The following is a 23,763-nucleotide window of genomic DNA, read 5'->3' as shown; positions in this document are numbered from 1 at the left end:
GCCGCAGATCCGTGTCGCAGATCGTCTGGCAGCGCGACCCCCGGGTTCCCGCACACCCGACGTTCACCTTGTCCGCGGTGAGCAACGCGCTGTTCACCCGGCCGGAGCAATGCGCCCGCCCGCCGACGCGACCGCTCAGGTTCCCGCGAGCGGCATCGCGCTTCCTACCAGCTTGCCGTTGGCCGCGGCCTTGTCCAGGGCGTCGCGCAGGAGGTCCTCGCGGGGCTGGCGGCCGATGGAGCCCACGGGGGCCGCGAACAGCAGGACCTGCTGGTGCTTGTTGGCGGCGGCCCGCCAGCTCTCGGTGACCTGGAGCGCCTGGTGGGCCTGCCACCAGGCGACGGGGGAGCCGCCGCCCGTGCCGGGCTGCAGCACGGCGTGCAGCTGGCCCATGGCGAGCAGCACGGACCAGCCGTGCAGCACCGGTGGCGGCGAGTTCAGCTCGGTCAGCGGCATGAAGCCCTGCTCGATGAGCAGCGGCAGGAAGTCGTCGCCGATGTCGGTCGAGCCGGGCCGCACGATCGGCCCGGTCGGCTCGACGACGAGCGCCGGATGCAACTCCCCGGCGATCAGGACGAGTCCGCTGGTGACACCGAGCACGGCCTGTTCGGGGCCGGTGTTCGCGGGCCCGTCGGCGGAGATGGAGCGGACGGCGCCCTGGAGCTGCTCCTCGGTGACCTGGACGACCTGCGAGGGCAGGCAGGTGGCGTGGGCGAACGCGAGGACGGCGGTCTCGTCGCCGATGAACAGGACGGTGCTGGTGCGCTCCTGTTCCGAGTCGCCCTGGGTGCGGCAGGACGTGCAGTCGTAGCTGCCGGGGGCGTTCTCTCCGGCGAGCAGCCGGTCGGCTTCTTCGTCGCCGATCTCGGCGCGTACGTCGTCGCCGACGTCGAGCATGCGCGGCACGGGTGGCTCCTCGGGATGCGGTGCGTGGCGATGCCGGGTGGCTCCCGGCCCATGAAGCCGGTGGCCCCGGCTCATGAAGAAGACAACGGGTGATCTGTGGCCGGAGTCACGCCCGAGAGCGAACGGAATCGAACCATCCGACGCACAGGGTGAACCTGACCGCGGAATCCGTCACTCCACGCCAACTCGTAGGAGTTCCAAGGAAGTTGGTTGCGTGAAGTGGGTCACAGATCACCAGGGCGACAGGTCGACAAATCCGGATATCAGTGAATGAAGTGGGTGGCCGAAAATCGCTGATACCCACGGTAACGGCTAACTGGCCTGGAATGACAAGGAGTTGGTTGATATCGGACCGCCCGGCTCCCTAGATTCCTCGGCCGTGTGCAACGAGCACCGCTCGGGATCGTCCGCCGGCCGCACCACAGCCAGCTCGCAGCACAGCCTCCGGCGGACGGGGCGGAGCGCGACGACCGCGTCCTACGCGACGGGAGCCGCGCCCCGCCTTGGGGGACCCCGGGTACGTCGAGAGGGAAATACATGTCCGCATGTGCCGAGAACACTCGTCAGCCCAGTAAGGCTCGTACGGCTTGCACGACTCGTACGACGGCGGTCCTCGCCGGCGCGGCACTGCTCGCCCCGCTCGGACTGCTCGCCGCGACCGGCAACGCCGCCGCGGCCGACAGCGGAGTGTGGGACCGCATCGCCAAGTGCGAGAGCGGCGGGAACTGGCACATCAACACCGGCAACGGCTACTACGGAGGACTCCAGTTCTCCGCGGGCACCTGGCGTGCGTACGGCGGAGCGGCCTACGCGTCGACCGCCGACAAGGCCTCCAGGTCCGCGCAGATCGCCGTCGCCACCAAGGTCCAGCGCGCACAGGGGTGGGGCGCGTGGCCCACCTGCTCGGCGCGCGCCGGAGCGTACGGCGGCGCGCCCGCCTCCTCGGGCGGCTCGGCCGGCTCCGGCTCGGCCACCACCAAGTCCGCCCCCGTGAAGACGCACAAGTCCGCTCCCGCGAAGACGAAGCCGTCGAAGACGCCGGCTCGTTCGCAGGGACACGCCGACCGCGGTACGTCCCGCGGCAACTACACCGTCCGCAGCGGTGACACGCTGAGCACGATCGCGGCACAGCACGGGACCACCTGGCGGAACGTCTACGCCGCCAACAGGGCCGTCATCGGCGGTGATCCCGACCTGATTCTGCCCGGGCAGCGGCTCGCACTCTGAGCCCCGCTCTCCCGCCCCCGGGCAACGGGGCCCCGCCCGGTCCTCCGACCGGGTGGGGCGCTCGCGGGGGCGGGCGCGGCTCGACGGATGGCCGGGGCGGGCTGCATAGCGTGGGCCGATGTACCCCATGTCGACGAGCAAGCGCGTCCGGTACGCGGCCGTGGTCGCCGCCGCCCTGACCGTCCTCGCCCCCGCCCGGGCGAGCGCGGGGGCACCACCGCCGCCGCTTCCGGGCCCCCAGGCGGGCCGTGTCCCGTACGACTGCGTCGAGGACCAGTGGCCCTGGGGCTGTCTCGCCGAGTGCGAGAGCAGCGGGCGCTGGGACGCGAACACCGGCAACGGCTTCTACGGAGGGCTGCAGTTCTGGCAGCCCAGCTGGGAGGGTTTCGGCGGTCTCGCGTACGCCCCGCGCGCGGACCTCGCCTCACGCGCGGATCAGATCACGGTCGCCGAGAAGGTCCTCGCCGTCCAGGGGTGGGAGGCGTGGCCCGTCTGTTCCAGGAGGTACGGGCTGGCGGGTCGCATGCACGTGGTGAAGTCCGGCGAGACGCTGTCGTCGATCGCCCGCCTGTACCAGGTGAAGGGCGGCTGGCGGGCACTGTACAAGGCCAACGAGCAGATGGTCGGGCCGCATCCGGACCGGCTGAACCCGGGCACGCTGCTGCTGATCCCGAAGGGGTCGGGTGTCCCGAAGGACACGGCAGCCGCAACGGGGGCAGGCGCGTCCAAGAGCCCGGCCACGGCTATGGGCCCAGGCGGCGTCCAGGCCTCGTCCCCGGCCCCGGCCCTGTTCGGCCCGCCCCTCTCCCCCCTTCCGCCCCTCGCACCCCCCTCACCTCCGCCGCCTCTCCGCTGAACACGACGGCACCACGGCGCAGTTCATGGACGTACGTCGTCCGGCCCGCGGACGCCCGCAGGCCGGGCGGCAGCCGCTGCTCCGCGATCACCACACAGGCGTCGAGGCCGCTCAGCAGTTCGTACGTGCGGGCCGCCACCGCCGGCGACATGCCCTGCGCGGGTTCGTCGACGAGCACCACGCGCGCGTGTGACAGCAGGGCGCGGGAGAGGGCGAGCATGCGCTGTTCGCCGCCGGAGAGGGTGCCCGCGCGGCGGGGGAGCAGCGGGCGCAGTGGGGGGTAGGAGTCGAGGGCGAGGTCGAAGGCGCGCGTCCCCGAGGCCAGTTCGAGGTTCTCGCGGACCGTGAGGGAGCCGAAGACGGCCCGGCGTTCCGGGACGAGGCACAGGCCGCGGCGGGCGCGTTCGTACGCGGGCAGCCGGGTCACGTCGGCGCCGTCCCAGACGACGGCGCCACCGGACAGCGGGAGCGTCCCGGCCAGGGCGCGCAGTGCGGTCGTACGGCCGGAGCCGTTGCGGCCGAGCAGCACGGTGAGGCCGGGGCCCGGGGCGAGGAGGGTCACGCCGTGCAGGGCCTCAAGGGGGCCGTAGCGCACGCGCGCGCGGCGCAGGGCGATGCTCATCGGCCGGTTCCTGTCTCGATCGTCGGCTCGCCTGCCGTCTCGATCGTGCCGAGTGTCTCCAGTACGCGGTCGGCGGGCCCGGAGGCCACGATGCGGCCCGCGGCCATGACGTGCACCGTGTGGGCGAGGTCGGCGACCAGGTCGAGGTCGTGCTCGACGACGAGCAGGGCCATGCCGTCCGCGGCGAGGGCCCGCAACAGCCGGGCCAGTGCGGTGACTTCCCTGCTGTCGAGCCCCGCGGCCGGTTCGTCCAGCAGCAGCACCCTTGGGCTGCCGGCGAGCGCCCGGGCCAGTTCGACACGCCGCAGGGTTCCCGTCGGCAGCTCCGCCGCGGGCAGTGTCCGTAGCGGCCCGTCGAGGTTCAGCAGCCGCAACGCCCGCTCCACGGCGCCCGGATCGGTGACGCGGCCCTGCTCGGCGCCCACCCGAACGTTTTCGGCCACGGTCAGCGACGGGAAGACGGCCAGCTGCTGAAAGGTCCGCGCCACCCCGAGCCGCGTCCGCGCATGCGCAGCCCGCCGCGTCACGTCCCGCTCCCCGAGCAGCACCCGCCCGCTGTCGGGCCGCACGGTCCCGGCCAGACAGTGGAACAGGGTGCTCTTCCCGGCCCCGTTGGGTCCTACGACCGCGGTGATCCGCCCCGCCGGGACGTCGAGGTCGACACCGTCCAGTGCGGTGAACCCGCCGTAAGCGACGTGGAGTCGGCGGGCCCGCAGGAGGGGGTGCAGGGCGGACGAGGCGGCCGGTACCCGTCCGGCCGGGCCCGGCCGCGCCGCAGGGCGCCCCGGCGCGGCGGCACCCTCGGAACTCCTCGGCTGCCCCGTCCCGTCGGGCTGCGCCGTACCGTCCGCGCTTGGCCCGCTCAGGGCTTCACCGGCGCTGCGAGACTGCGTCGGCTGCGGCGTCCCACCCTCGCTCCGGACCGCCCCGGCCCCTCTGCCGTGATCGCCGATCCCGGCTCCCGCGGTCCCCAACCGCCTCCGCGCCTGCGCACCCACCGGCGTGAGTGCCACTCTCCGTCGTAGTCGCAGGCGGGACGCCGCCAGGCGCAGGGCCTCGTAGGGGCCACCGGGGAAGCGGCCCACCAGGACGGCGAGGAGGCCGATCGAGGCTGCCGCGACGCCCCCGCGGGTGCCCGCGTCGAGGCCGACGAGAAGGGCCGCGGCGGCCAGGGCGCCCAGGACACTGTCGGCGCCGAGGACGACGATCGCGGCGAACCAGAGGAGGCCGCGGACGGGGTCGTAGGCACCGGGGTCGAAGGCGCGCAGGCCCATGCCGAGCATGCCGCCGCCCAGGGCCGCCAGCGCGGCGCCCGCCACGAACGCCGACAGTTTCAGGGCCGGGACGCGTACTCCCGCCGCCGAGGCGCCCGACTCGTGGTCCCGCATGGCTGCCAGGGCTCTGCCGGTGCGGCCGCGGCGCAGGGCGCGGGCCGCGAGCAACGCCCCGGCCAGGAGGGCGAGTTCGAGGACGTAGTACGCGCGGTCGCCGTCGAAGCCGGTGGGGCGGTCGAGGGAGAGGCCCGCCGTGGCGTACGGCTGGGCGAAGACGAAGCGGCTGACGCCGACGCCCACCGCGAACGTGGCGAGGGCGAGGGCCAGGCCGTGGCGGCTGATCGCGGGCCAGCCGGTCAGGACGCCGAGGGGCGCCACCAGCACCACCGCCAGGGCCAGCGCGGCCAGTTCGGGCAGGCGCGGCAGGCCGGGGAAGCGGCCCGCGGCGAGCAGGGCCGTGAAGAGGGCGCCCAGGCCCGCGTACGCCGCCTGGCCGAGGGAGATCTGGCCGCCGCGACCGGTGACGACGACCAGGGACAGCAGCACCACGCCGAGCGCCGGGACCTGGACCGAGGTGTGCAGGTCCGAGCCCGCGAAGCCGAGCGGGAGCAGGAAGAGGACCACGGCCACGATCCACGCCCCCGGCGGCGTGGGCACGCGGGCCGTCGCCGTGCGCGGGAGCGCGTCGCGCGTGCCGATGCCGGGCAGGACGAGAGCCGCGACGAGCAGGGCGACCACGAACAGGTTGGCGCCCACGGCCTGGAACAGCGGTTCCGCCCAGCCCGACGGATGCAGACGGGTCAGCTGGCTCTGCGCGACCGCGATGCCCAGCGCCGCCACGACGGCCACCGGCAGGCTGCGCATCCGGGCGGCCACCGCGACGGCCATCACCTCCATGACGAGCAGCGGCATCCCGTACGGGTCCAGCCGCACGTACGGGGCGAGCAGCACGCCCGTCAGGCCCGCCGTGAACGAGCCGAAGGCCCAGCCCGCCGCGGCCACCCGGTCCGCGTCGATGCCGCCGAGCAGGGCGAGCGAGCGGTCGTCGACGACGGCGCGCAGTTCCCGGCCGAAACGCGTCCAGCGGGTCACGGCCCCGACACCGGCGGCCAGGACGACCGCCACCGCCAGCTGCCCCCACGGATCCGCCGACACCAGCGTCGGCGCGTCCGCGCGCGCACCGGGTCCCCACACCAGGGCCGCCCCGCCCACCAGCAGCACGAACAGCCCGATGGAGGCCACCAGGGTCTGCGTGGGATCACTGCCCAGCACGGACAGCGGTCGGAAGACGAAGCGCTCCAGGACCACGCCGATCGCCGGAGCCACCACGAGCAGTGTCACCGCGGCCCCGAGCGCGAGCGACCAGTGCCACTCGACCGTGAACTGCCGCAGCACGTACGCGCAGACCATCGCGATCGCGCCGTGCGCGAAGTTCAGGACGCCCGTCGCGCGGTGCGTCACGATCAGGCCGATTCCGGTGAGCGCGGCGGCGCTGCCGACCGAGAGACCGGCGAGCGTGAGGTCGTACGTCAGGGACGCCATCACCGACCCGGACGCCCGGGGCCGGTGGCGGGCGGTTCGCAGATGGGGCACGGCCCGAGGTCCCCGCCCGCCAGGACGTGCGAGTCCACCGGTACGGCCTCGGCCTTGCCGGCGACCAGCGGGCAGTCCGCGCGGTGCCAGAGCGTGCCGCCCGGCACCATCAGCAGCTCCCCGCTGGTGGCCACGGGTTCGGCGGCCGGCTGCCCGGACTCCTCGCCGTCGGCGGGTCCGGCCGCCACCAGCAGGCCGTACAGCTCCTCCACGCGCGCCGCCGCCAGCGCGTTCCTGCCGTGCGTGAGCAGCACCGCGCCCGCGATGATCAGGGCGGCGCCGGGCACCGTGCAGGACGCGAGGTAGGGCAGCTGCCGCTCCGCGTACCGCTCGCCCGAGATGCCGTACCAGCCGATGACGCACAGCACCGCGCCGGTGGCGAGCGCCGCCCACCCGGCCCAGAGGACGGGGTGCACGGTCCGCAGTCGAGCTGTCCGCATCCGGGGCTCCCACATGTCGGGTCTCTGTCCGGCCCTTCCAAGTCCACCGATGGACTTGCACTATGCCTTCTGCAAGCTGACCCTGAAAGCACCGGGCGCACTTGGCCCGGACCGACACCCGGTGGTGAGCCAGATGGTTCTCGGGAGCGACCTCAGGCGGGGGAACGGCAGGCGGGGACGCGGGCCCGGGAGGGCCACCGGACGGCTGACGGCACTGGGAGCCGCCGCCGTCCTCGTCCTCGCCCCGGCCCTCGCGGCGTGCAGTGACGACAGCGGCGGGAGCAGCAGCGCTCCGCCGACCCCCTCGGTCGAGAAGCCGACCAGTGCCCAGCCGAGCCCGACGGCCCCGTCGGACCCCGCTGCGGCCGAGAAGGAGATCAAGCAGAACTGGGAGAAGTTCTTCGACCCGGCCGTCTCCATGAAGGACAAGCAGGCGGTTCTGGAGAACGGCGACAAGATGACCGCCGTACTGAAGGGCTTCAGCGGTGACCAGCGCGGTCAGCAGGTCAAGGCGCACGTCGAGAAGATCGAGTTCACCTCGCCGACCGAGGCGAACGTGACGTACGCGCTGCTGCTGAAGGGCGCCACCGCGTTGCCGGGAGCCGCCGGGACCTCCGTCGAGCAGGACGGCACCTGGAAGGTCTCCGTGAAGACCCTGTGCGCCCTCGTCCAGCTGAGCGGCGATGCGTCGTCGAGCCCGGCCGCGGGTTGCTGAGACGGTTGCCGCGGGCCTGCTGCTCCTTGTGGGCACGGCCTGCGGCAGCCGCCTTCCCGAGAGCGACTTCGAGCACCGCGCCACACCGTCCGCACCGGGCGGCGCCGAACCGATCCGGGTCGGCATCATCACCAGCGTCACCAGCCCGGTCGGCGGCTCCACGTTCACCGGCCCGCGCGACGGGGCGAAGGCCTGGTTCGACCGGCTCAACGCGCGCGGCGGCATCGACGGCCGCACGGTCGAGGTGCACACCTGCGACGACGGCGGCAGCGGCGTCGGCGACAACGAGTGCGTGCACAAGCTGATCGACGAGGACCGGGTGACCGCCCTCGTCGCCACCACCGCCCTCGACTACGCGGGCGCCTCCCGCGTGTCCGACGCGCGCGTGCCCGACATCGGGGGCCAGCCCATCGGCGCCGCCTACGACACCTACCCGCACCTGTACGGCATCTACGGCAGCCTCGCGCCGCGCACCGGCACGCCGGGCTGGGACGGAAAGCTGTACGGCGGCACCGAGGTCTACCGCTACTTCAAGCGCGAGCAGGGCGCCCGCACGGCGGCCGTGGTCTCCTACAACCAGTCCGCGTCGGCCTCCTACGCCCGCCTCGTCACCCAGGGCCTGAAGGCCGAGGGCTACAAGGTGGTCAGCGAGCAGGTCGACTTCGCGCTGCCCAACTTCCGCGCCGTCGCGGCCGATCTGAAGGACCAGGGCGCCGACCTCGTCTTCGACGCCATCGACACACACGGCAACGCCCAGCTGTGCGAGGCGATGGACGACGTCGGCGCCGAGGTCATCGCCAAGGTCACCAACGTGCAGAACTGGGCGTCCACCGTCCCCGAGGACTACAAGAACGCCCCGCGCTGCCGCAACGCCCTGTGGGCAACCGGTTCCAGCCGCAGCTACGAGGAAACCGGCAACCCGGCCGTACGGGAGTTCCGGGACGCGACCAAGGGCCTCAAGACGCACTCCCAGTGGCAGTTGGAGGGGTGGGCGGCCGCGAAGTGGTTCACGGACGCGGCCGAGTCCTGCGCCGGGACGGGCATCACGCGCGCGTGCGTGGACCGCTTCATGAACCGCAGCGAGCCCTACACCGCCGACGGTCTGCTCGTCCCGGTCGTCCACGAACGCCTGCCCGAGCCCCCGAAGACCCGCAGGGCATGCCTGTCGGTGGCCCGCTGGAAGGACGGCAAGGGCTGGGTCTCCCAGGGCGACATGGACAAGAACTGCTTCGACGTACCGCAGTTGCCCTACACACCCTGAAGTGGCGTGGTGAAGGCAACCAACGGGCCGGGTCGGCGGTCTAACCCCCAAAGGCGAACGCACGCGGTGCCGGACGCATCGCACGCACGAGGGGGCGCCCGCATGACGACGTCGGCTCCGCGGACCGCGCGTCGACGCGCCGGAGAGGACGCCGCCATGCCTCCGCGCGCCGACTGCATCGCCGACTCCGCGGGCGGACTGACCTTCGACGTCACGGAGACCGGCGAGCAGGGTGCCGCGCTGCTGGTACTGCGCCGCCGCGACCGCGACGAGGAGGTCAGCCTGCCGCTGACCCCGGTCGGCAACGGCCGGCTGCGCGCCGCGTTGCCCAGCGGCGTCGCCCTGGCCGAGGGCCGCTGGGACGCCTACGCGCAGGTCGCGGGCGGCGAGCCGCGCCGCCTCGCCCCCGGCGTCAACGACCTGCGCTCCCTCGTCGACCGCGTGCCGAGCGGCTCCCTCGGCCATGTCGCCGTCCGCATCCCGTACGTCACCCGGCAGGGCAACCTCAGCGTCCGCAGCTGGCTGCGCGCCCCGCACGCCGAGGCGCACGAACTGCGGCCCGCCGAGGACGGGTTGGTGGTGCACGGCCGGGTGTACGGCACCGCACTCGCACCGGCCGCCCGCGCCGAGGCCCGCCACCGGGGCTCCGGCGCCCTGCTGCATGCCGAAGTGGTCGCCGAACAGGCGGAGTTCGGCTTCACCCTGGCCTACGGAGTGCTGCCGCCCGGCATCTGGGACCTGTGGCTGCGCCCGGCGGGGGAGAGCGGGCCGCGGGTGCGGATCGCGCGGCTGCTCGACGACATCGCCGACAAGCAGCCGGTGCTCACGTATCCGCGCGCGGCCCTAGACACGGAGTACGGCCCGGTGCAGGCCGGGCCGTACTTCACGCGGGACAACGACCTGTCCGTGTCCGTCGTGGCGAAGGGGGCCGTCGCCCCCGTCACCGGAGCGGACGGAAGAACTCCCTGACGTCACCTGTCAGCAGGTCCGGCGTCTCCAGCGCGGCGAAGTGCCCGCCCTGGTCGAACTCGGCCCAGTGGGCGACGGTGTTGGACCGCTCGGCGACCACCCGGACCGCGCGGTCGACCGCGAAGTTCGCGACGCCCGTGGGCACGCCCGAGGGGGCGGGCGGGCTTCCCCAGGTGCTCGCGGACTCGTAGTAGAGCCGGGCAGAGGAGCCCGCGGTCCCGGTCAGCCAGTACAGCATCACGTTCGTCAGCAGCCGGTCCCGGTCCACCGCGTCCTCGGGCAGCACCGCCGACGGATTCGTCCACTCCTGGAACTTCTCGACGATCCAGGCGAGTTGGCCCACCGGAGAGTCGCTCAGCCCGTACGCGAGGGTCTGCGGGCGCGTCGACTGGATCGCCACGTACCCCAACTGGTCCCGGCCGAACTGCTGCAGCGCGAGCCGTTCGCGCTCCCGGTCGCTCAGCGCCGCCCGGTCCTCGGCGGACAGCGGGCCGAGCGGCGTGAAACCGGCCGACGCCGCGTTCACATGGACACCCACGACGGCGTCCGGCGCGACCCGGCCCAGCTCGGGCGAGATCACCGCACCCCAGTCGCCGCCCTGGGCGCCGTAACGCTCGTATCCGAGCCGGCGCATCAGCTCGGCCCACGCCTCGGCGATCCGCTGCACGTTCCAGCCACGCTCCCGGGTGGGCCCGGAGAAGCCGAAGCCCGGGATCGCCGGGATCACCAGATGAAAGGCGTCCGCCGGATCGCCGCCATGGGCACGCGGGTCGGACAGCGGGCCGATGACGTCCAGGAACTCCACGACCGACCCCGGCCAGCCGTGCGTGAGCAGGAGCGGCAGGGCGTCCGGTTCGGGGGAGCGGACGTGCAGGAAGTGCACCTGGGTGCCGTCGATCTCGGTGACGTACTGCGGGATCTCGTTCAGGGCGGCCTCGTGCTTGCGCCAGTCGTAGCCACTGCGCCAGTGCGCCGCGAGGTCGCGGACGTACGACAACGGGGCCCCGTACTCCCAGCCCGCGCCCGGGAGTTCGTCGGGCCAGCGGGTCAGGTCCAGACGGGTGTGCAGATCCTGGAGCTGTGCCTCGGGGATCTCGATCCGGAACGGTCGTACCTCTTGGGTCGCGCTGTTGTCTGCCATGAACCCAACGTACGTACCCTTGCGGACAGTTACTGTCCTCAAAGGCTGGCAGACTCGGATCCATGTTGGAGACCTCGGCACGACTGCTGCGCCTGCTCTCGCTCCTGCAGGCCCACCGCGACTGGTCCGGCGCCGACCTGGCGGACCGCCTGGGCGTCACACCGCGCACCGTGCGGCGCGATGTGGACCGGCTGCGCGAACTCGGCTACCCCGTCAACGCCAGCCCCGGCACGGGCGGCGGCTACCAGCTCGGCGCGGGGGCCGAACTGCCGCCGCTGCTCCTCGACGACGACGAGGCGGTCGCCGTGGCGGTGGGCCTGCGCACGGCCGCCGGACAGGGCATCGAGGGCATCGGCGAGACCTCCGTACGCGCCCTCGCCAAGCTCGAACAGGTGCTCCCGAGCCGGCTGCGCCGCCGAGTGGGCGCCCTGAACGCCTTCACCGTGCCGATGCTGCGCGGCCCCCAGCCCTCCGCCGTCGACCCCGCCGTACTCACCGAGATCGCCCATCTGTGCCGGGACGCGGAGCGGCTGCGCTTCGAGTACCGCGACCACGGCGGCTCCTCGACCCGGCGCACCGTGGAACCGCACCGCCTGGTGTGCACCGAGCGCCGCTGGTACCTGGTCGCCTGGGACGTCGACCGCGACGACTGGCGTACGTTCCGGGTCGACCGCATCACGCCGAAGCCGCCGCACGGCCCGCGCTTCACGCCGCGCAATCCCCCCGCGGAGGACCTCGCCGCCTATGTCTCCCGGGGCGTCTCCGTGCGCGCGTACGCCTCGCATGCCGTCGTCCGGCTGTTCGTGCCCGTGGAGGAGGCCGCCGACCGTGTCTCGCCCTCCGCCGGGACGCTGGAGGCGGAGAGCGAGGGGACCTGTCTGCTGCGCACCGGGGCCGCGAGCCTCGATGTGATGGTGATTCACGTGATGCTGATGGGCTTCGAGTTCGAGATCCTGGAGCCGGCCGAGTTCACCGAGGCGGTCAGGACGGCGAGGGACCGGCTGACTCGGGCTCTTGAGGGGGCGCAGGAGCCAGCGCCGCGTACTCGGGATGGTGCAGGTCGAACGCCGGGGACTCGGAACGGATCCGGGGCAGGGTGAGGAAGTTGTGCCGGGGTGGCGGACACGAGGTCGCCCACTCCAGGGAGCGGCCGTAGCCCCAGGGGTCGTCGACCTCGACCTTCGTGCCGTATTTGGCGGTCTTCCACACGTTGTAGAGGAAGGGCAGCGTGGAGAAGCCCAGCAGGAACGCGCCGATCGACGAGACGGTGTTCAGCGCGGTGAAGCCGTCGGCGGCCAGATAGTCGGCGTACCGGCGCGGCATGCCCGCGGCGCCGAGCCAGTGCTGCACCAGGAACGTGGTGTGGAAGCCGACGAAGAGCGTCCAGAAGTGGATCTTGCCTAGGCGCTCGTCGAGCATCTTCCCGGTGAGCTTCGGCCACCAGAAGTAGAAGCCCGCGAAGGTCGCGAAGACGACCGTGCCGAAGACGACGTAGTGGAAGTGGGCGACCACGAAGTACGTGTCCGTGACGTGGAAGTCGAGCGGCGGCGAGGCCAGGATCACCCCCGTCAGGCCGCCGAACAGGAACGTCGTCAGGAAGCCGGTCGCCCAGAGCATGGGCGTCTCGAAGGACAGCGAGCCCCTGAGCATCGTGCCGGTCCAGTTGAAGAACTTCACGCCCGTGGGCACCGCGATCAGGAACGACACGAAGGAGAAGAACGGCAGCAGCACCGCCCCCGTCGCGAACATGTGGTGCGCCCACACGACCACGGACAGACCGGTGATGGCCATGGTCGCGCCGACCAGGGTCAGATAGCCGAAGATCGGCTTCCGGCTGAAGACCGGCAGGATTTCCGTGATGATGCCGAAGAACGGCAGCGCGATGATGTAGACCTCGGGATGGCCGAAGAACCAGAAGAGGTGCTGCCACAGCAGCGCGCCTCCGTTCGCCGCCTCGAACACCACCGATCCGAAGCGCCGGTCCGCCTCCAGGACCAGCAGCGCCGCCGCGAGCACGGGGAACGCGAAGAGGATCAGGATCGAGGTGAACAGCGTGTTCCAGGTGAAGATCGGCAGCCGGAACATCGTCATGCCGGGGGCGCGCATGCCGATGATGGTGGTGATGAAGTTGACCGCGCCGAGGATCGTGCCGAAGCCGGCCAGCGCGAGCCCCATGATCCACATGTCGGGGCCGAGGCCCGGTGAGCGTTCCATGCTGTTGAGCGGGGCGTAGGCGAACCACCCGAAGGCGGCCGGCCCGTCGGTCACGAAGATCGAGCCCAGCACGATCAGGCCGCCGAAGAGGAAGAGCCAGTACGACAGCATGTTCAGCCGGGGGAAGGCGACGTCCGGCGAGCCGATCTGCAGCGGCATGATCTCGTTGGCGAACCCGGCGAAGGTCGGCGTCGCGAACAGCAGCAGCATGATCGTGCCGTGCAGGGTGAACAGCTGGTTGAACTGGTGGTTGTCGATGAGCTGCAGGCCGGGCCGGGCGAGTTCGGCGCGCATCAGCAGCGCCATGAGCCCGCCGACCAGGAAGAAGCCGAACGACGTGATCAGGTAGAGGTGGCCGATCTTCTTGTGGTCGGTGGTCGTGAGCCACTCGATGATCAGCCGTCCTGGCTGCTTCACCGCCGCGGGTCGCTCCGTCGCCAGCACGGTGTCCGTCCCCATCGCCCGCCCCTTCGCCATCGCGTCCTGGGCCTGCTGAAGCACCCGCCATGATGCTCGCGTCGCCCGTGCTCCGACAGGGGGCGTTCGGGTGACGTGTGGGGGATGCGTGTATTTCTCATGCGGTGTCAGATTCCGCGGGGAACACCGGAATCGGCGGAAAAGGATTCCTGCGACAGGGTTCTCGGCCGTTTTCCATCGGATTGTTGAAGCGGCGGAAGGGCGGCTGCGAATTACGTTCGAAGGCGTGCGGAAGGCGTACGGAACCCCTCGTACGTGTGACGGCCCGTCGCGCGGCAGCCGGTGTTATGGCGGCCGATACGCGTGTCGTGATCCTGTGACAGAAGCGTGACCGCGGACGGACCGCGGGGGGATAGGCCTGGCAAGGCAGGGGCGATAGGCCCGGCAAGGCAAAGCAAAGAACCCGCACTTCCCCGGCGGCGACGGGCGGCCTAACGTGGCCGTCATGGCACCCATTCCCACTCCTCCCGCAGAGCCCCACGACAGCCCGGACAGCTACGTCGGACTGGACGCGCCGGGCGCCGAGAGCCGTGCCCGGGAGCGCGGCTGGTCCACGGTGCGCTCGCTGCCACCGGGCGCGATCATCACCATGGAGTACCGCACGGGACGGCTGAACTTCGAGGTCACCGAAGGCAGGGTGACCCGCTGCTGGAAGGGCTGACCGCTCTTCGCCGACCTGCGGCTCGTCGATCTGCTGTGCGAAGGCCCCCGGCTCGTCAGGAGCCGGGGGCCTTCGCTGTGCGGGGAGAGGTTGTGCGTACCGGCCCCGCTGTCCGTGGGTGTCGGCCCGCTCAGCCGCCCGTCAGGGGGCGGGCCGGGCTGGAGCCGCGCGGCACCCGGTCCGAGTGCGGCGGGCGGCGGCTGCCGACCGGGGTGACCGGGGTGCGCTCCGAGCGGGCCGTGTGCGGGCCGGGGGCGAGGTAGACGGGCGCCCTGGCGGAGCGGGCGGCGCCCACCGGCTCGCGGACCGGAGCTTCGTCGTCCGCAGGGGCCGGGGAGCGCTGTGCGAGCAGGGCGGGGGCGCCGACCGGAACGGCGACGGGGGCCGGCGCGGTACGGCGGCGGCGGTTGCGCAGGGAGTCGCGCAGGCCGAAGATGGCGGCCTCGGCGCGGGCGATGACCGGCTCGCACCACGGAAGCGCCAGCAGGATCAGCAGCCCGGCGGCCCAGCCGAGCAGGACATCGCTCAGCCAGTGCGTACCGAGGTAGACGGTGGTGAGGCCGACGCCCAGCGAGGTCACGGCGGAGATGGCGGACAGCCAGCGCCGGGCGCGCGGGGTCGAGGCCAGATACGCCAGGATGCCCCAGGTCACGACGGCGTTGGCGGTGTGACCGGAGGGAAATATATCGCCGCCGAGCCCCATCTCGTTCGAGCCGATCGTGATGGCGTAGTGCGGACCCAGACGGCCCATGCCCAGCTTGGCGGCGCCGACCGTGATGTTCAGCAGCAGCAGCGAGGCACCGAGCGTCAGCAGCGGACGCAGGGTGTGCTGCCGCCAGGAACGCCAGCCCAGCCAGGCCGCGACCATCACCGCGGTGGGGCCGCGCTGGCCGAGCACCACGTAGTAGTCGAGGAACGCGTGGATCTCCGGCCACTGCTGGTAGGGCCGGAAGAACATGACCTGCCAGTCGAACCGGACCAGCCACGACGTGATCGCCACGGCCCACACGATGGCCACGTAGAAGGCCAGGGTGGCTACGAGCAGCACCACCCTGTGCCGCGACATCCGCGGCACATCGATGTGGGCCGGTCGTTCCGGCTCACGGTCCAGCCGGGCGAAGACCCGGTCCAGACGGGTGAGGTTTCGTTCGGTACGCACCCAATCGACGTTACAGCGAGTGAGCTGCGTTCCAGGCCGAATCCCTGTGTTTGTGATGACGATGTGATGTGGGATTGCTCTCAGGATCAGGTTTATTTCTATGGATTCCCTATTTGCCGGAGCGCTCGGCCTTCAATTCCATTGATCATCGCCTGTTCTTGTTTTATGGCCCTTTTGAATTCGTTCACCGAATGCTGGGCCGGAATTCCCCGGCTGCTCACCGGCGCCGCCGGGCGGCGCCGAGCCGATCATGGCGGTCCGGAGCCGTTCAGCCAGAAGGCCCCATAGACGGCCGAAGCCACCGCCACACCCCCGGCCACCAGGGCCGACCTGGACGTTCGCAGCCGGGACAGGGCCAGTGCGAGGGGCAGCAGCAGGGGGAAGGCGGGCATCAGGAGGCGCGGTTTCGAGCCGAAGTAGCTCGACGCGCACAGAGCGAGCGCGACGACCACCCCGGAGTACACGAGCAGCGGCAGCGGCTGCCCCTGCCGTACGCCCACCACGTACAGCCAGATGACCAGGGCGACCCCGACGACGATCGCGAGACCCGCCAGGGCCGCGGGGAACGACGTGAGCTTGTCGCCGACGAACCGGGCGAACGCGTAGCCGCCGTCGAAGCCGTTGCGCCAGCCCGCCTGGACGTCGAGATAGCCCAGCGGGCCGTCCCCGGTGCGATGGCCGACCCACAGGACGTAGCCGGCGGCGCCCAGCGGCGCGAGCAGCATGCCGAGGGCGCGCCGCCACCGGGGCGTGCCGCCCGCCGGGAGCGCGCTTCTCTCCCGCACGAACGAGGTGATCGCGGCCACCCAGAGGGCCGCGACGACCGCCGCCCCGACCGGGCGGGTCAGCCCCGCGAGCGAGGCGAGCAGGCCCGCCGTCAGCCAGCGGCCGGTCAGCACCGCGTACAGCGACCAGGCGGCGAGCGCCGTGAACAGGGATTCGCTGTACGCCATCGACTGCACGACACCCACGGGCAGCAGCGCCCACACGAGCACGGCACAGACCCCGGCACGGGCCCCGTACACATGGTCCGCGACCGCGAAGATCCCCCAGGCCGCGGCCGGCGAGGCGAGCGTGCTCACCAGCAGCCCGGCGTCCGCGAACGACAGCGGGGAGAGCGCGTGGACGAGCCGCTCCAGCCAGGGCAGCAGCGGGAAGAACGCCAGGTTCGAGTGCACGTCACCGTTCGGCAGGCGCACCTCGTAGCCGTAACCGAGATCGGCGACCCGCACGTACCAGAGCGAGTCCCAGCGGGCGCTGAGCAGGGTGTGCGCGCTCTTGCCGCGCGCCGCGCTCCAGACGGCGAGGGTGATCAGGCCCAGGGCGCGCACCGCCACGTACCCGAGAAGGGCGGGTGCGGCCCGGCGCAGGGCGCCCGTGCGGGGCCGCGTCACGACAGGCGTCTCAAGATCGGTCACGGGTCCGATTATCGACGGCGTACGGAACCGGACGGTCGAGGAATGCGGAATCCGACGGTCCATGGGGGTGCGGTGCACCCCTGGGGGGCGTGGTGCACGCCACACTCCGCGTGGGAGAACGTGAGAGGTCCACCACGCGTCATCGGCGAGAACTCGCGTACGCTGGCCGCTCACTCGCCTTTGTTGCGTGGGCGCCGGGAGTCCGCTCCTCCCGAGCCACGGCCGCTGGGAGTCCCCACCCCGCGGTCCCGCCGAACGCGAGGGATCATCTGGGAGGTACGTACATGTCCGGGACGACCACGGCCGCAGCGCGTTGCCGTCGGGAGGCCGGGGCCGGTGCAAACCGCTGGGTCGTTCTTGTGGTGCTGTGTGTCAGCCTGCTCCTCGTCGCCCTCGACGCCACCGTGCTGCATGTCGCGGTGCCCGCCGTCACCGAGGACCTCAAGCCCGGCGCGATAGAACTGCTCTGGATCGTCGACGTCTACCCGCTCGTCTGCGCCTCGCTGCTGATCCTCTTCGGCACGCTCGGCGACCGCGTCGGCCGCAGAAGGATCCTCCTTTTCGGATACGCCCTCTTCGGCGTCGCCTCGGCTCTCGCGGCCCTCGCCGACAACGCGCAGGTCCTCATCGCGGCGCGTGCCCTGCTCGGCGTCGGCGGCGCGATGATCATGCCCGCGACCCTGTCGATCCTCCGCCAGGTCTTCCCCGACCGGCGCGAACGGGCGCTCGCCATCGGTATCTGGAGCGCCGTGGCAGCCGTGGGCGCGGCGGTCGGACCGCTGCTCGGCGGCTTCCTCCTCGAACACTTCTGGTGGGGCTCCGTCTTCCTCATCAACATCCCGCTGATGCTGGTCAGCCTGCCGGTCGGCCGGATGCTGCTGCCCGAGTCGCGCGGGGATCGGGGCGGCCCCTGGGACGTCGTCGGCGCCCTGATGGCCGCCGCCGGGCTCTTCGGTCTCGTCCTCGGCGTGAAGCGGCTGGGCGGCGGCGAGGCCCCGCTCAGCCCGTACACACTGCTGCCGCTGCTGGTCGGCGGTGCGCTGATGGCCGGGTTCGTCCGGCGCCAGCGGCGGCGCGAGCACCCGCTCGTCGAGCTGCGGATGTTCGCCCGGCCCGCCTTCAGCACGTCCGTCGGCTGCATCGTGCTCGCCATGCTGGCCCTCGTCGGTCTTGAGCTGATCGCCGCGCAGTACCTCCAGCTGGTGCTGGGGCTCTCCCCGCTGGAGACCGGGCTGCGGCTGCTGCCGCTCACCGTCGCGGCGATGGCCTCCGGGCTCGCCGGAGCGAAGCTGCTGCGGCGGTTCGGGCCGCGCACGATGGTCTGCTTCGGCTTCTGCCTCACCGCCGCCGCCGTCGTCACGCTCACCGCGATGGGCGGCGACGACAACGCCGGACTGCTGCTCTTCGGCTTCGTACTCCTCGGGTTCGGTCTTGAGACGACACTCTTCGGCGCCTACGAGTCCATGCTGAGCGAGGCGCCACCGGACCAGGCGGGAGGCGCCGCCGCCATCGGTGAGACGTCCTACCAGTTGGGCGCCGGCATCGGTATCGCCCTGCTGGGCAGCGTGATGAACGCGGCCTACGCGCCCGGGCTTTCGTCGGTGCCCGGAGTCCCGGCCGCCGACTCGGCCGCGGCGGGGCACTCGCTCGGGGAGGCGTACGACGTCTCGGCGCGACTCGGCGGGGAGCGGGGCGAGGCGCTGCGGCATGCCGCGCGGGAGTCCTTCGTGCACGGGCTGCATGTGACCCTGCTGGTCAGCGCGGGGCTGCTGCTGCTCGGGGCCGTGATGGCGCTGCGGTTGCCGCGGGTCATGGAGTGCGGGGTGCCTGCGGCGGGCTCGGCTGAGATTCCGGCACCCCGGGATGTCATGGAGCCCAGGGTCTCCGCGTAGGGCCGCCTGGGCCTTCGGCCCGGCGGATGTCTCCCACCCGCGCACCGCCCGTGCTACTCGGCTGGCCCGTGCAGCTCTCCTGTGGGGGTTCTCGCCGTCGGCGGCCGCGGGTCCGTGGGTTCGGGGGCTCTGGACTTGCGGGACACTGCGTCGTAACGTCGGGTCGACATCGTAACTAGCGGTGCTAGTTTTAGTGTTCCGGAGGCTCCCCCTATGTCCGCGTCCTCGAAGCTGCCCCCCTTCGACCCCGCCGACCCCCTCGGCATCGACGACCTGCTGGACGCGGAGGACCTCGCGATCCGCGAGACCGTGCGGACATGGGCGGCGGACCGGGTGCTGCCGCATGTCGCCGAGTGGTACGAGAAGGGGGAGCTGCCGGACATCCGGGAGCTGGCGCGGGAGTTGGGGTCCATCGGCGCGCTCGGGATGTCCCTGGAGGGATACGGGTGCGCGGGCGCGTCCGCCGTGCAGTACGGGCTCGCCTGCCTGGAACTGGAGGCCGCCGACTCCGGGATCCGGTCCCTCGTGTCCGTGCAGGGATCCCTCGCCATGTACGCGATCCACCGCTTCGGCAGCGAGGAGCAGAAGCAGCGCTGGCTGCCCGGCATGGCCGCCGGCGAGGTCATCGGCTGCTTCGGGCTCACCGAGCCCGACCACGGATCCGACCCGGGTGCCATGCGGACCCACGCCAAGACCGACGGCGGGGACTGGGTTCTCAACGGGCGGAAGATGTGGATCACCAACGGGTCGGTGGCGGGCGTCGCCGTCGTCTGGGCACAGACCGACGACGGGATCCGCGGCTTCGTGGTGCCCACCGACGCGCCCGGGTTCTCCGCGCCCGAGATCAAGCACAAGTGGTCGCTGCGGGCGTCCGTCACGAGTGAGCTCATCCTCGACGACGTCCGGCTGCCCGCCGATGCCGTCCTGCCCGAGGTCGTGGGGCTGAAGGGGCCGCTGAGCTGTCTGTCCCACGCGCGCTACGGGATCGTGTGGGGCTCGATGGGGGCGGCGCGGGCCAGTTTCGAGGCCGCCGTCGAGTACGCGAAGACGCGGGAGCAGTTCGGCAAGCCCATCGGTGGCTTCCAGCTCACTCAGGCCAAGCTCGCCGACATGGCGGTCGAGCTGCACAAGGGCATCCTGCTCGCGTACCACCTGGGGCGGCGGATGGACGCCGGCCGGCTGCGCCCCGAGCAGGTCAGCTTCGGCAAGCTCAACAACGTCCGGGAGGCGATCGAGATCTGCCGTACGGCACGGACGATTCTCGGCGCCAACGGGATCTCGCTCGAATACCCCGTGATGCGGCACGCGACCAATCTGGAGTCCGTGCTCACCTACGAAGGCACCGTCGAGATGCACCAACTGGTACTGGGCAAGGCGCTCACCGGGCTGGATGCCTTCCGGTAAGCCCTGTGCGGGCTGAACAACCCTGCGGGGGCAGGGCCGGTGAGCGGCCCTGCCTCAGCTCTGGTTGAAGAAACCGTCCTGCTGACGGCCCGCGGCCTCACCGCTGACGATCTCCGTGTTCGCCGGAGTCAGCAGGAAGACACGGTTGGCGACCCGCTCGATCGTGCCGCGCAGGCCGAAGGTCAGGCCGGCCGCGAAGTCCACGACGCGCTTGGCGTCGGCGGGCTCCATGGACGTGAGGTTCATGATGACCGGGACGCCGTCCCGGAAGAGTTCGCCGATGCCGCGTGCGTCCCGGAAGCTGTCCGGGGTGACCGTGCCGATCCGGCGGCCCTTCTCCTCCGCCGTTTCGGACGCGACCTTCACGCGCGGGTCGGTGACCCAGGCATCTCCGGATTCCTGACCCTCGGCGTAGTTGTCGTCGTCGTAGTAACGCTCGTCATCGTTGTCGTCGACGAGGCCAAGCCAGGCACTCGCCTTGCGCACCGATCCCATGGACGCCTCCTCTCACAGCGGTCTTTCTTGCTTTCCGCATCCCCATGGTCGTCCATGATGCGGATGTCGCGCCAAGTGGATAGACGCCGCGCGGGGGTTTCGTGACGGTACTGGTGCACAACGAATCCGTCGAGAGCCCGCGTCTCCCAAGGGTCTTGCTGTGAACGGCTGCTGACTGAGAGTGAAATATGATTTCTCATGGCGGACGGGTGACGGGTGGTGCGTACGGGTGAACGGAGTGGTCGATACGATGCCGCAGCTCAACGTCGTACGTGTTGTCGTACTTGTGTCGTCGTATCTGTCGCGGTGTCACGGGATCTCGGGGGAGTGTCGTGTTCGGAATCGTGAGGCCTTGCAGCCACCGTCTCGGTGAGGGGCTGAAGGCGCAGTGGATGGCGCATCTGTGCGGGCTCTGCCTCGCGTTGCGCGGGGACCATGGCCAGCTCGCGCGGGTCGTCACCAACTATGACGGGCTGCTCATCTCGGTTCTGACGGAGGCTCAGGCCGGTCAGGAAAGCGGTGGGCGGCGGACCGCCGGGCCCTGTCCGCTGCGCGGCATGCGCACGGCCTCCGTCGCCCAGGGGGAGGGCGCGCGCCTCGCCGCCGCCGTCTCCCTCGTGCTGGCCTCGGCCAAGGTGCGCGACCATGTCGCCGACGGGGACGGTCTCTTGGCGCGCAGGCCCGTGGCCCTCGCCGCGCGTAAGGTCGCCGCGAGCTGGGACAGGGCCGGGGCCCGGACCGGGTCCGACGTCGGGTTCGACACCGCCGTACTCGTCGACGCCGTGGACCGGCAGCTCGGCATCGAGACGCTCGCCGGTCCCGGCACACCGATCCTGACGGTCACCGAGCCGACCGAGACGGCGACCGCCGCGGCCTTCGCGCACACCGCGATCCTGGCCGGCCGCCCCGGCAACGCCGAGCCTCTCGCCGAGGCCGGACGCCTCTTCGGGCGGCTCGCGCATCTGCTGGACGCCGTGGAGGACAGGGAAACCGACGCCGCGTCGGGTGCCTGGAACCCGCTGACGGCCACGGAGACCTCGCTGACCGAGGCCCGGCGGCTCGCCGATGACGCGCTGCACGGGATACGGCTCGCGCTGCGCGAGGTCGCCTGGGGGGCCGAGGGCTCCCGGGGCCGGCACGGCTCCGACGGCAAGCTGGCGCATCTGCTGCTCGCGCACGAGCTGGGGCGCTCGGTGGACCGGGCGTTCGGGACAGCGGCCTGCTCGCACGGGGGCGCGCACGGCGCGGAGGGTTCCTTCGGGCCGCCGCCTCAGCAGGGCGGGCCGTCCAGCCCGCAGAATCCGTACGTCGGTGGTGGCAACCCCTTCGCCGGCGGCAACCCCTTCGGCGGTGAGCCGCCGCGGCCCGGCAAGCGCGGCTTCTGGGCGGGGTGTGCGGCCGCGATCGGAGTGTGCTGCACCTGCAAGGTGTGCTGCGCCGACGAGTTCGAGGGCCCGTGGTCCCGCAAGAAGCGCGAAGGGTGCCTGAGCGGCTGCGACTGCGACGGCGGGTGCTGCAACTGCTGCGAGGCATGCGAATGCTGTGAGTGCTGCTCGTGCTGCGACTGCGGGCTGTGACGGGGCAGGCCGCGCCGTTTCCCGGGTCCTTCGCTGTGCTGTTCCCGTGCTCTTTCCCGTGCTGTTCCCCGGGTCCTTTGCGGGGCCCGGGGAACAGCCGGTCTAGTTCTTCAGCTCCGGCGGCGAGATCTGCGACTTCTCGATCGCCGAGCCTGTCGTGCCCCACTTCTTGAGGATCCTGTCGTACGTCCCGTCGGCGATCAGCTTGTTCACCGCGGCCTGGAAGGCGGGCGCCAGCTCGGTGCTCTTCTTGAAGGCGAAGCCGACGTCGAGACGGTGGAACTCGTTCAGGAACTTCACGCCGTCCTGGTGGGCGACGGCGTAGCGCAGTCCGTTGATGGTGCTCATCACCACGTCGCTGCGGCCCTGTTGCAACGAGGACCAGATGGCGCCCTGTTCGCTGTAGGTCTGCACCTGGTACGCCTTCTTGCCCGCTTCGGTGCAGAGCTTCTTGTTGTCCTCCAGCGTCGCCTCGAAGGTGGTGCCCGCGCCGGTCGCGACGTTCAGCCCGCACAGCTGCCGCAGGTCGGTGATCTTCCCCAGCTTGCTGTCCTCGCGGGCGGCGAAGCCCTGACCGTCGTTGATGTACGTGACGAAGTCGATCGCCTTGCGCCGCTCGTCGGTGACCCCGAAGTTGCTCGCACCGAAGTCGTACTTGCCGCTGTCGAGGGCCGGCAGGATCGCCTCGAAGCCGGCGGCCTCGCGCTTCAGTCGGATGCCGAGCACCTTGGCGACGGCGGCCGCGAAGTCGACGTCCTGGCCGGTCAGCGTCTTGCCGTCGGACAGATAGGTGGTGCCGGGCGGAGCGCCGCCGACGCTGATGGCGACGGTCAGGCTGCTGACGCCGGAGGGCAGCAGTTTCGCCGCCGTCTCGTCCTTAGGGATGGACGAGACCACATCCGTGGTCGGGATCTGGTCGCTCCTGGCGGCGGCCTGGGCGGTACCCGAGCCACCGCCGTCGTCGGAGTCGCCGGAGCCGCAGGCCGTGAGCAGCAGCGTGGCGGACGTGATCAGGGCGAAGGGCAGGAAAACACGGCGGCGGGGCCGCGCGGACGTACTCATGGCGTACGGATCTCCTGAACAGGCAGAAGGCAGAAGGCAGAAGGCAGAGGGCAGACACGGGTCGGCGGAATGCCTGCCGAACCGGGCTGTGTCGAGTGGGCAGCGCGAGGGGAGGGGAGCGCGGGCTACGCGTGTGTGAAGGCGTGGGCAACGGCGCGAAGGCGCCGGGACAACGCAGAAAGCGCCCGTTCAGAAGGGGCGCGGAAGGTCAGCTCAACAGGAAGAGGACCACACTCGACCGAAGTCGATGTGGGAGCGCGTGACCAGCCACTGCTGCGAATGCATGGGCCCAAGTGGAACAGGCATCCGTTTCCGCGTCAACTGACGTGAGACGTACGGCTCACACTCTGGACAACCTTGACAGCCATGGGAAACAGCCCCGTACTCTCGACGGACGGCC

20 protein-coding genes are annotated in these 23,763 nt (G+C 71.6%); 10 read left to right on the top strand and 10 right to left on the bottom strand.

Features of this window, described 5'->3' with window-relative positions; genetic code table 11:
- Nucleotides 1-135: 135 nt before the first annotated feature.
- On the bottom strand, nt 136-906 hold the full coding sequence (locus tag ABZS97_RS25045; protein WP_356140651.1) for a hypothetical protein: 771 nt from the start codon (nt 904-906) through the stop codon (nt 136-138).
- Nucleotides 907-1,443: 537 nt separating this feature from the next.
- On the opposite strand from ABZS97_RS25045, the gene ABZS97_RS25040 reads away from it, so the two are divergent.
- Together ABZS97_RS25040 and ABZS97_RS25035 are read left to right on the top strand one after the other, a co-directional pair.
- On the top strand, nt 1,444-2,133 hold the full coding sequence (locus ABZS97_RS25040; RefSeq protein ID WP_356140649.1) for a transglycosylase family protein: 690 nt from the start codon (nt 1,444-1,446) through the stop codon (nt 2,131-2,133).
- Nucleotides 2,134-2,260: 127 nt separating this feature from the next.
- Nucleotides 2,261-2,989, top strand: a complete 729-nt coding sequence (locus tag ABZS97_RS25035) for a transglycosylase family protein (RefSeq protein ID WP_356140647.1) — start codon at nt 2,261-2,263, stop codon at nt 2,987-2,989.
- Here the strand turns inward: ABZS97_RS25035 and ABZS97_RS25030 are convergent.
- The 3 genes from ABZS97_RS25030 to ABZS97_RS25020 are packed head-to-tail and all read right to left on the bottom strand — an operon-like array spanning nt 2,877 to nt 6,918.
- Nucleotides 2,877-3,611 (bottom strand): ATP-binding cassette domain-containing protein, encoded by a 735-nt coding sequence (locus ABZS97_RS25030; protein WP_356140645.1) that lies wholly within the window; start codon nt 3,609-3,611, stop codon nt 2,877-2,879. The two genes, ABZS97_RS25035 and ABZS97_RS25030, sit on opposite strands and share 113 nt — an antisense overlap.
- On the bottom strand, nt 3,608-6,427 hold the full coding sequence (locus tag ABZS97_RS25025) for an ATP-binding cassette domain-containing protein (RefSeq protein ID WP_356140661.1): 2,820 nt from the start codon (nt 6,425-6,427) through the stop codon (nt 3,608-3,610). Before ABZS97_RS25025 ends, ABZS97_RS25030 begins: the two co-directional genes overlap by 4 nt.
- Complete coding sequence (locus ABZS97_RS25020) at nt 6,427-6,918, bottom strand: hypothetical protein (protein WP_356140643.1); 492 nt, start codon at nt 6,916-6,918, stop codon at nt 6,427-6,429. Before ABZS97_RS25020 ends, ABZS97_RS25025 begins: the two co-directional genes overlap by 1 nt.
- A gap of 133 nt (nt 6,919-7,051) precedes the next feature.
- Between ABZS97_RS25020 and ABZS97_RS25015 the strand changes: the two genes are divergently transcribed.
- The 3 genes from ABZS97_RS25015 (at nt 7,052) to ABZS97_RS25005 (ending at nt 9,863) form a co-directional block, all read left to right on the top strand.
- Nucleotides 7,052-7,633, top strand: a complete 582-nt coding sequence (locus ABZS97_RS25015; protein WP_356140659.1) for a hypothetical protein — start codon at nt 7,052-7,054, stop codon at nt 7,631-7,633.
- On the top strand, nt 7,602-8,894 hold the full coding sequence (locus ABZS97_RS25010; RefSeq protein WP_356140641.1) for an ABC transporter substrate-binding protein: 1,293 nt from the start codon (nt 7,602-7,604) through the stop codon (nt 8,892-8,894). Before ABZS97_RS25015 ends, ABZS97_RS25010 begins: the two co-directional genes overlap by 32 nt.
- A gap of 102 nt (nt 8,895-8,996) precedes the next feature.
- Entirely contained in the window at nt 8,997-9,863 is an 867-nt protein-coding gene (locus ABZS97_RS25005) for a hypothetical protein (RefSeq protein WP_356140639.1), read from the top strand.
- Here ABZS97_RS25005 and ABZS97_RS25000 read toward each other — a convergent pair.
- Complete coding sequence (locus tag ABZS97_RS25000; protein WP_356140637.1) at nt 9,835-11,004, bottom strand: epoxide hydrolase family protein; 1,170 nt, start codon at nt 11,002-11,004, stop codon at nt 9,835-9,837. The two genes, ABZS97_RS25005 and ABZS97_RS25000, sit on opposite strands and share 29 nt — an antisense overlap.
- Before the next feature lie 62 nt (nt 11,005-11,066).
- On the opposite strand from ABZS97_RS25000, the gene ABZS97_RS24995 reads away from it, so the two are divergent.
- Nucleotides 11,067-12,104 (top strand): YafY family protein, encoded by a 1,038-nt coding sequence (locus ABZS97_RS24995; protein ID WP_356140635.1) that lies wholly within the window; start codon nt 11,067-11,069, stop codon nt 12,102-12,104.
- Here the strand turns inward: ABZS97_RS24995 and ctaD are convergent.
- Nucleotides 11,986-13,677 carry a cytochrome c oxidase subunit I gene (gene ctaD / locus ABZS97_RS24990; RefSeq protein ID WP_356140657.1) on the bottom strand — a complete coding sequence of 564 codons (1,692 nt, stop codon included), beginning with the start codon at nt 13,675-13,677 and terminating at the stop codon, nt 11,986-11,988. The genes ABZS97_RS24995 and ctaD overlap by 119 nt on opposite strands.
- Before the next feature lie 463 nt (nt 13,678-14,140).
- Here ctaD and ABZS97_RS24985 point away from each other — a divergent pair, with 463 nt between their 5' ends.
- Entirely contained in the window at nt 14,141-14,356 is a 216-nt protein-coding gene (locus tag ABZS97_RS24985; RefSeq protein ID WP_356140633.1) for an I78 family peptidase inhibitor, read from the top strand.
- A 130-nt stretch (nt 14,357-14,486) separates the two neighbouring features.
- On the opposite strand, the gene ABZS97_RS24980 is transcribed toward ABZS97_RS24985, so the two are convergent.
- Nucleotides 14,487-15,515, bottom strand: coding sequence for a phosphatase PAP2 family protein (locus ABZS97_RS24980; RefSeq protein ID WP_356140631.1), 1,029 nt, complete (start codon nt 15,513-15,515; stop codon nt 14,487-14,489).
- 248 nt (nt 15,516-15,763) lie between these two features.
- Nucleotides 15,764-16,933 (bottom strand): glycosyltransferase family 39 protein, encoded by a 1,170-nt coding sequence (locus ABZS97_RS24975; protein ID WP_356140629.1) that lies wholly within the window; start codon nt 16,931-16,933, stop codon nt 15,764-15,766.
- A gap of 284 nt (nt 16,934-17,217) precedes the next feature.
- On the opposite strand from ABZS97_RS24975, the gene ABZS97_RS24970 reads away from it, so the two are divergent.
- Together ABZS97_RS24970 and ABZS97_RS24965 are read left to right on the top strand one after the other, a co-directional pair.
- Nucleotides 17,218-18,825 carry an MFS transporter gene (locus ABZS97_RS24970; RefSeq protein WP_356140627.1) on the top strand — a complete coding sequence of 536 codons (1,608 nt, stop codon included), beginning with the start codon at nt 17,218-17,220 and terminating at the stop codon, nt 18,823-18,825.
- Nucleotides 18,826-19,038: 213 nt separating this feature from the next.
- On the top strand, nt 19,039-20,229 hold the full coding sequence (locus tag ABZS97_RS24965; protein ID WP_356140625.1) for an acyl-CoA dehydrogenase family protein: 1,191 nt from the start codon (nt 19,039-19,041) through the stop codon (nt 20,227-20,229).
- 54 nt (nt 20,230-20,283) lie between these two features.
- Here the strand turns inward: ABZS97_RS24965 and sepF are convergent, their stop codons facing one another.
- On the bottom strand, nt 20,284-20,724 hold the full coding sequence (gene sepF, locus ABZS97_RS24960; RefSeq protein ID WP_356140623.1) for a cell division protein SepF: 441 nt from the start codon (nt 20,722-20,724) through the stop codon (nt 20,284-20,286).
- A gap of 332 nt (nt 20,725-21,056) precedes the next feature.
- Between sepF and ABZS97_RS24955 the strand changes: the two genes are divergently transcribed.
- Nucleotides 21,057-22,301 carry a DUF5685 family protein gene (locus ABZS97_RS24955; RefSeq protein ID WP_356140621.1) on the top strand — a complete coding sequence of 415 codons (1,245 nt, stop codon included), beginning with the start codon at nt 21,057-21,059 and terminating at the stop codon, nt 22,299-22,301.
- A 102-nt stretch (nt 22,302-22,403) separates the two neighbouring features.
- Here ABZS97_RS24955 and ABZS97_RS24950 read toward each other — a convergent pair whose 3' ends face one another.
- The gene (locus ABZS97_RS24950) at nt 22,404-23,363 is read right to left on the bottom strand and encodes an ABC transporter substrate-binding protein (protein WP_356140618.1); all 960 of its coding nucleotides are present in this window, start codon (nt 23,361-23,363) and stop codon (nt 22,404-22,406) included.
- Nucleotides 23,364-23,763: the final 400 nt, after the last annotated feature.

Source organism: Streptomyces sp. NPDC005485 (assembly GCF_040606085.1).
Lineage (GTDB): Bacteria > Actinomycetota > Actinomycetes > Streptomycetales > Streptomycetaceae > Streptomyces.
The sequence above is the reverse complement of the archived record's forward strand: the minus strand, read 5'-3'. Positions and strand labels throughout refer to the sequence as shown.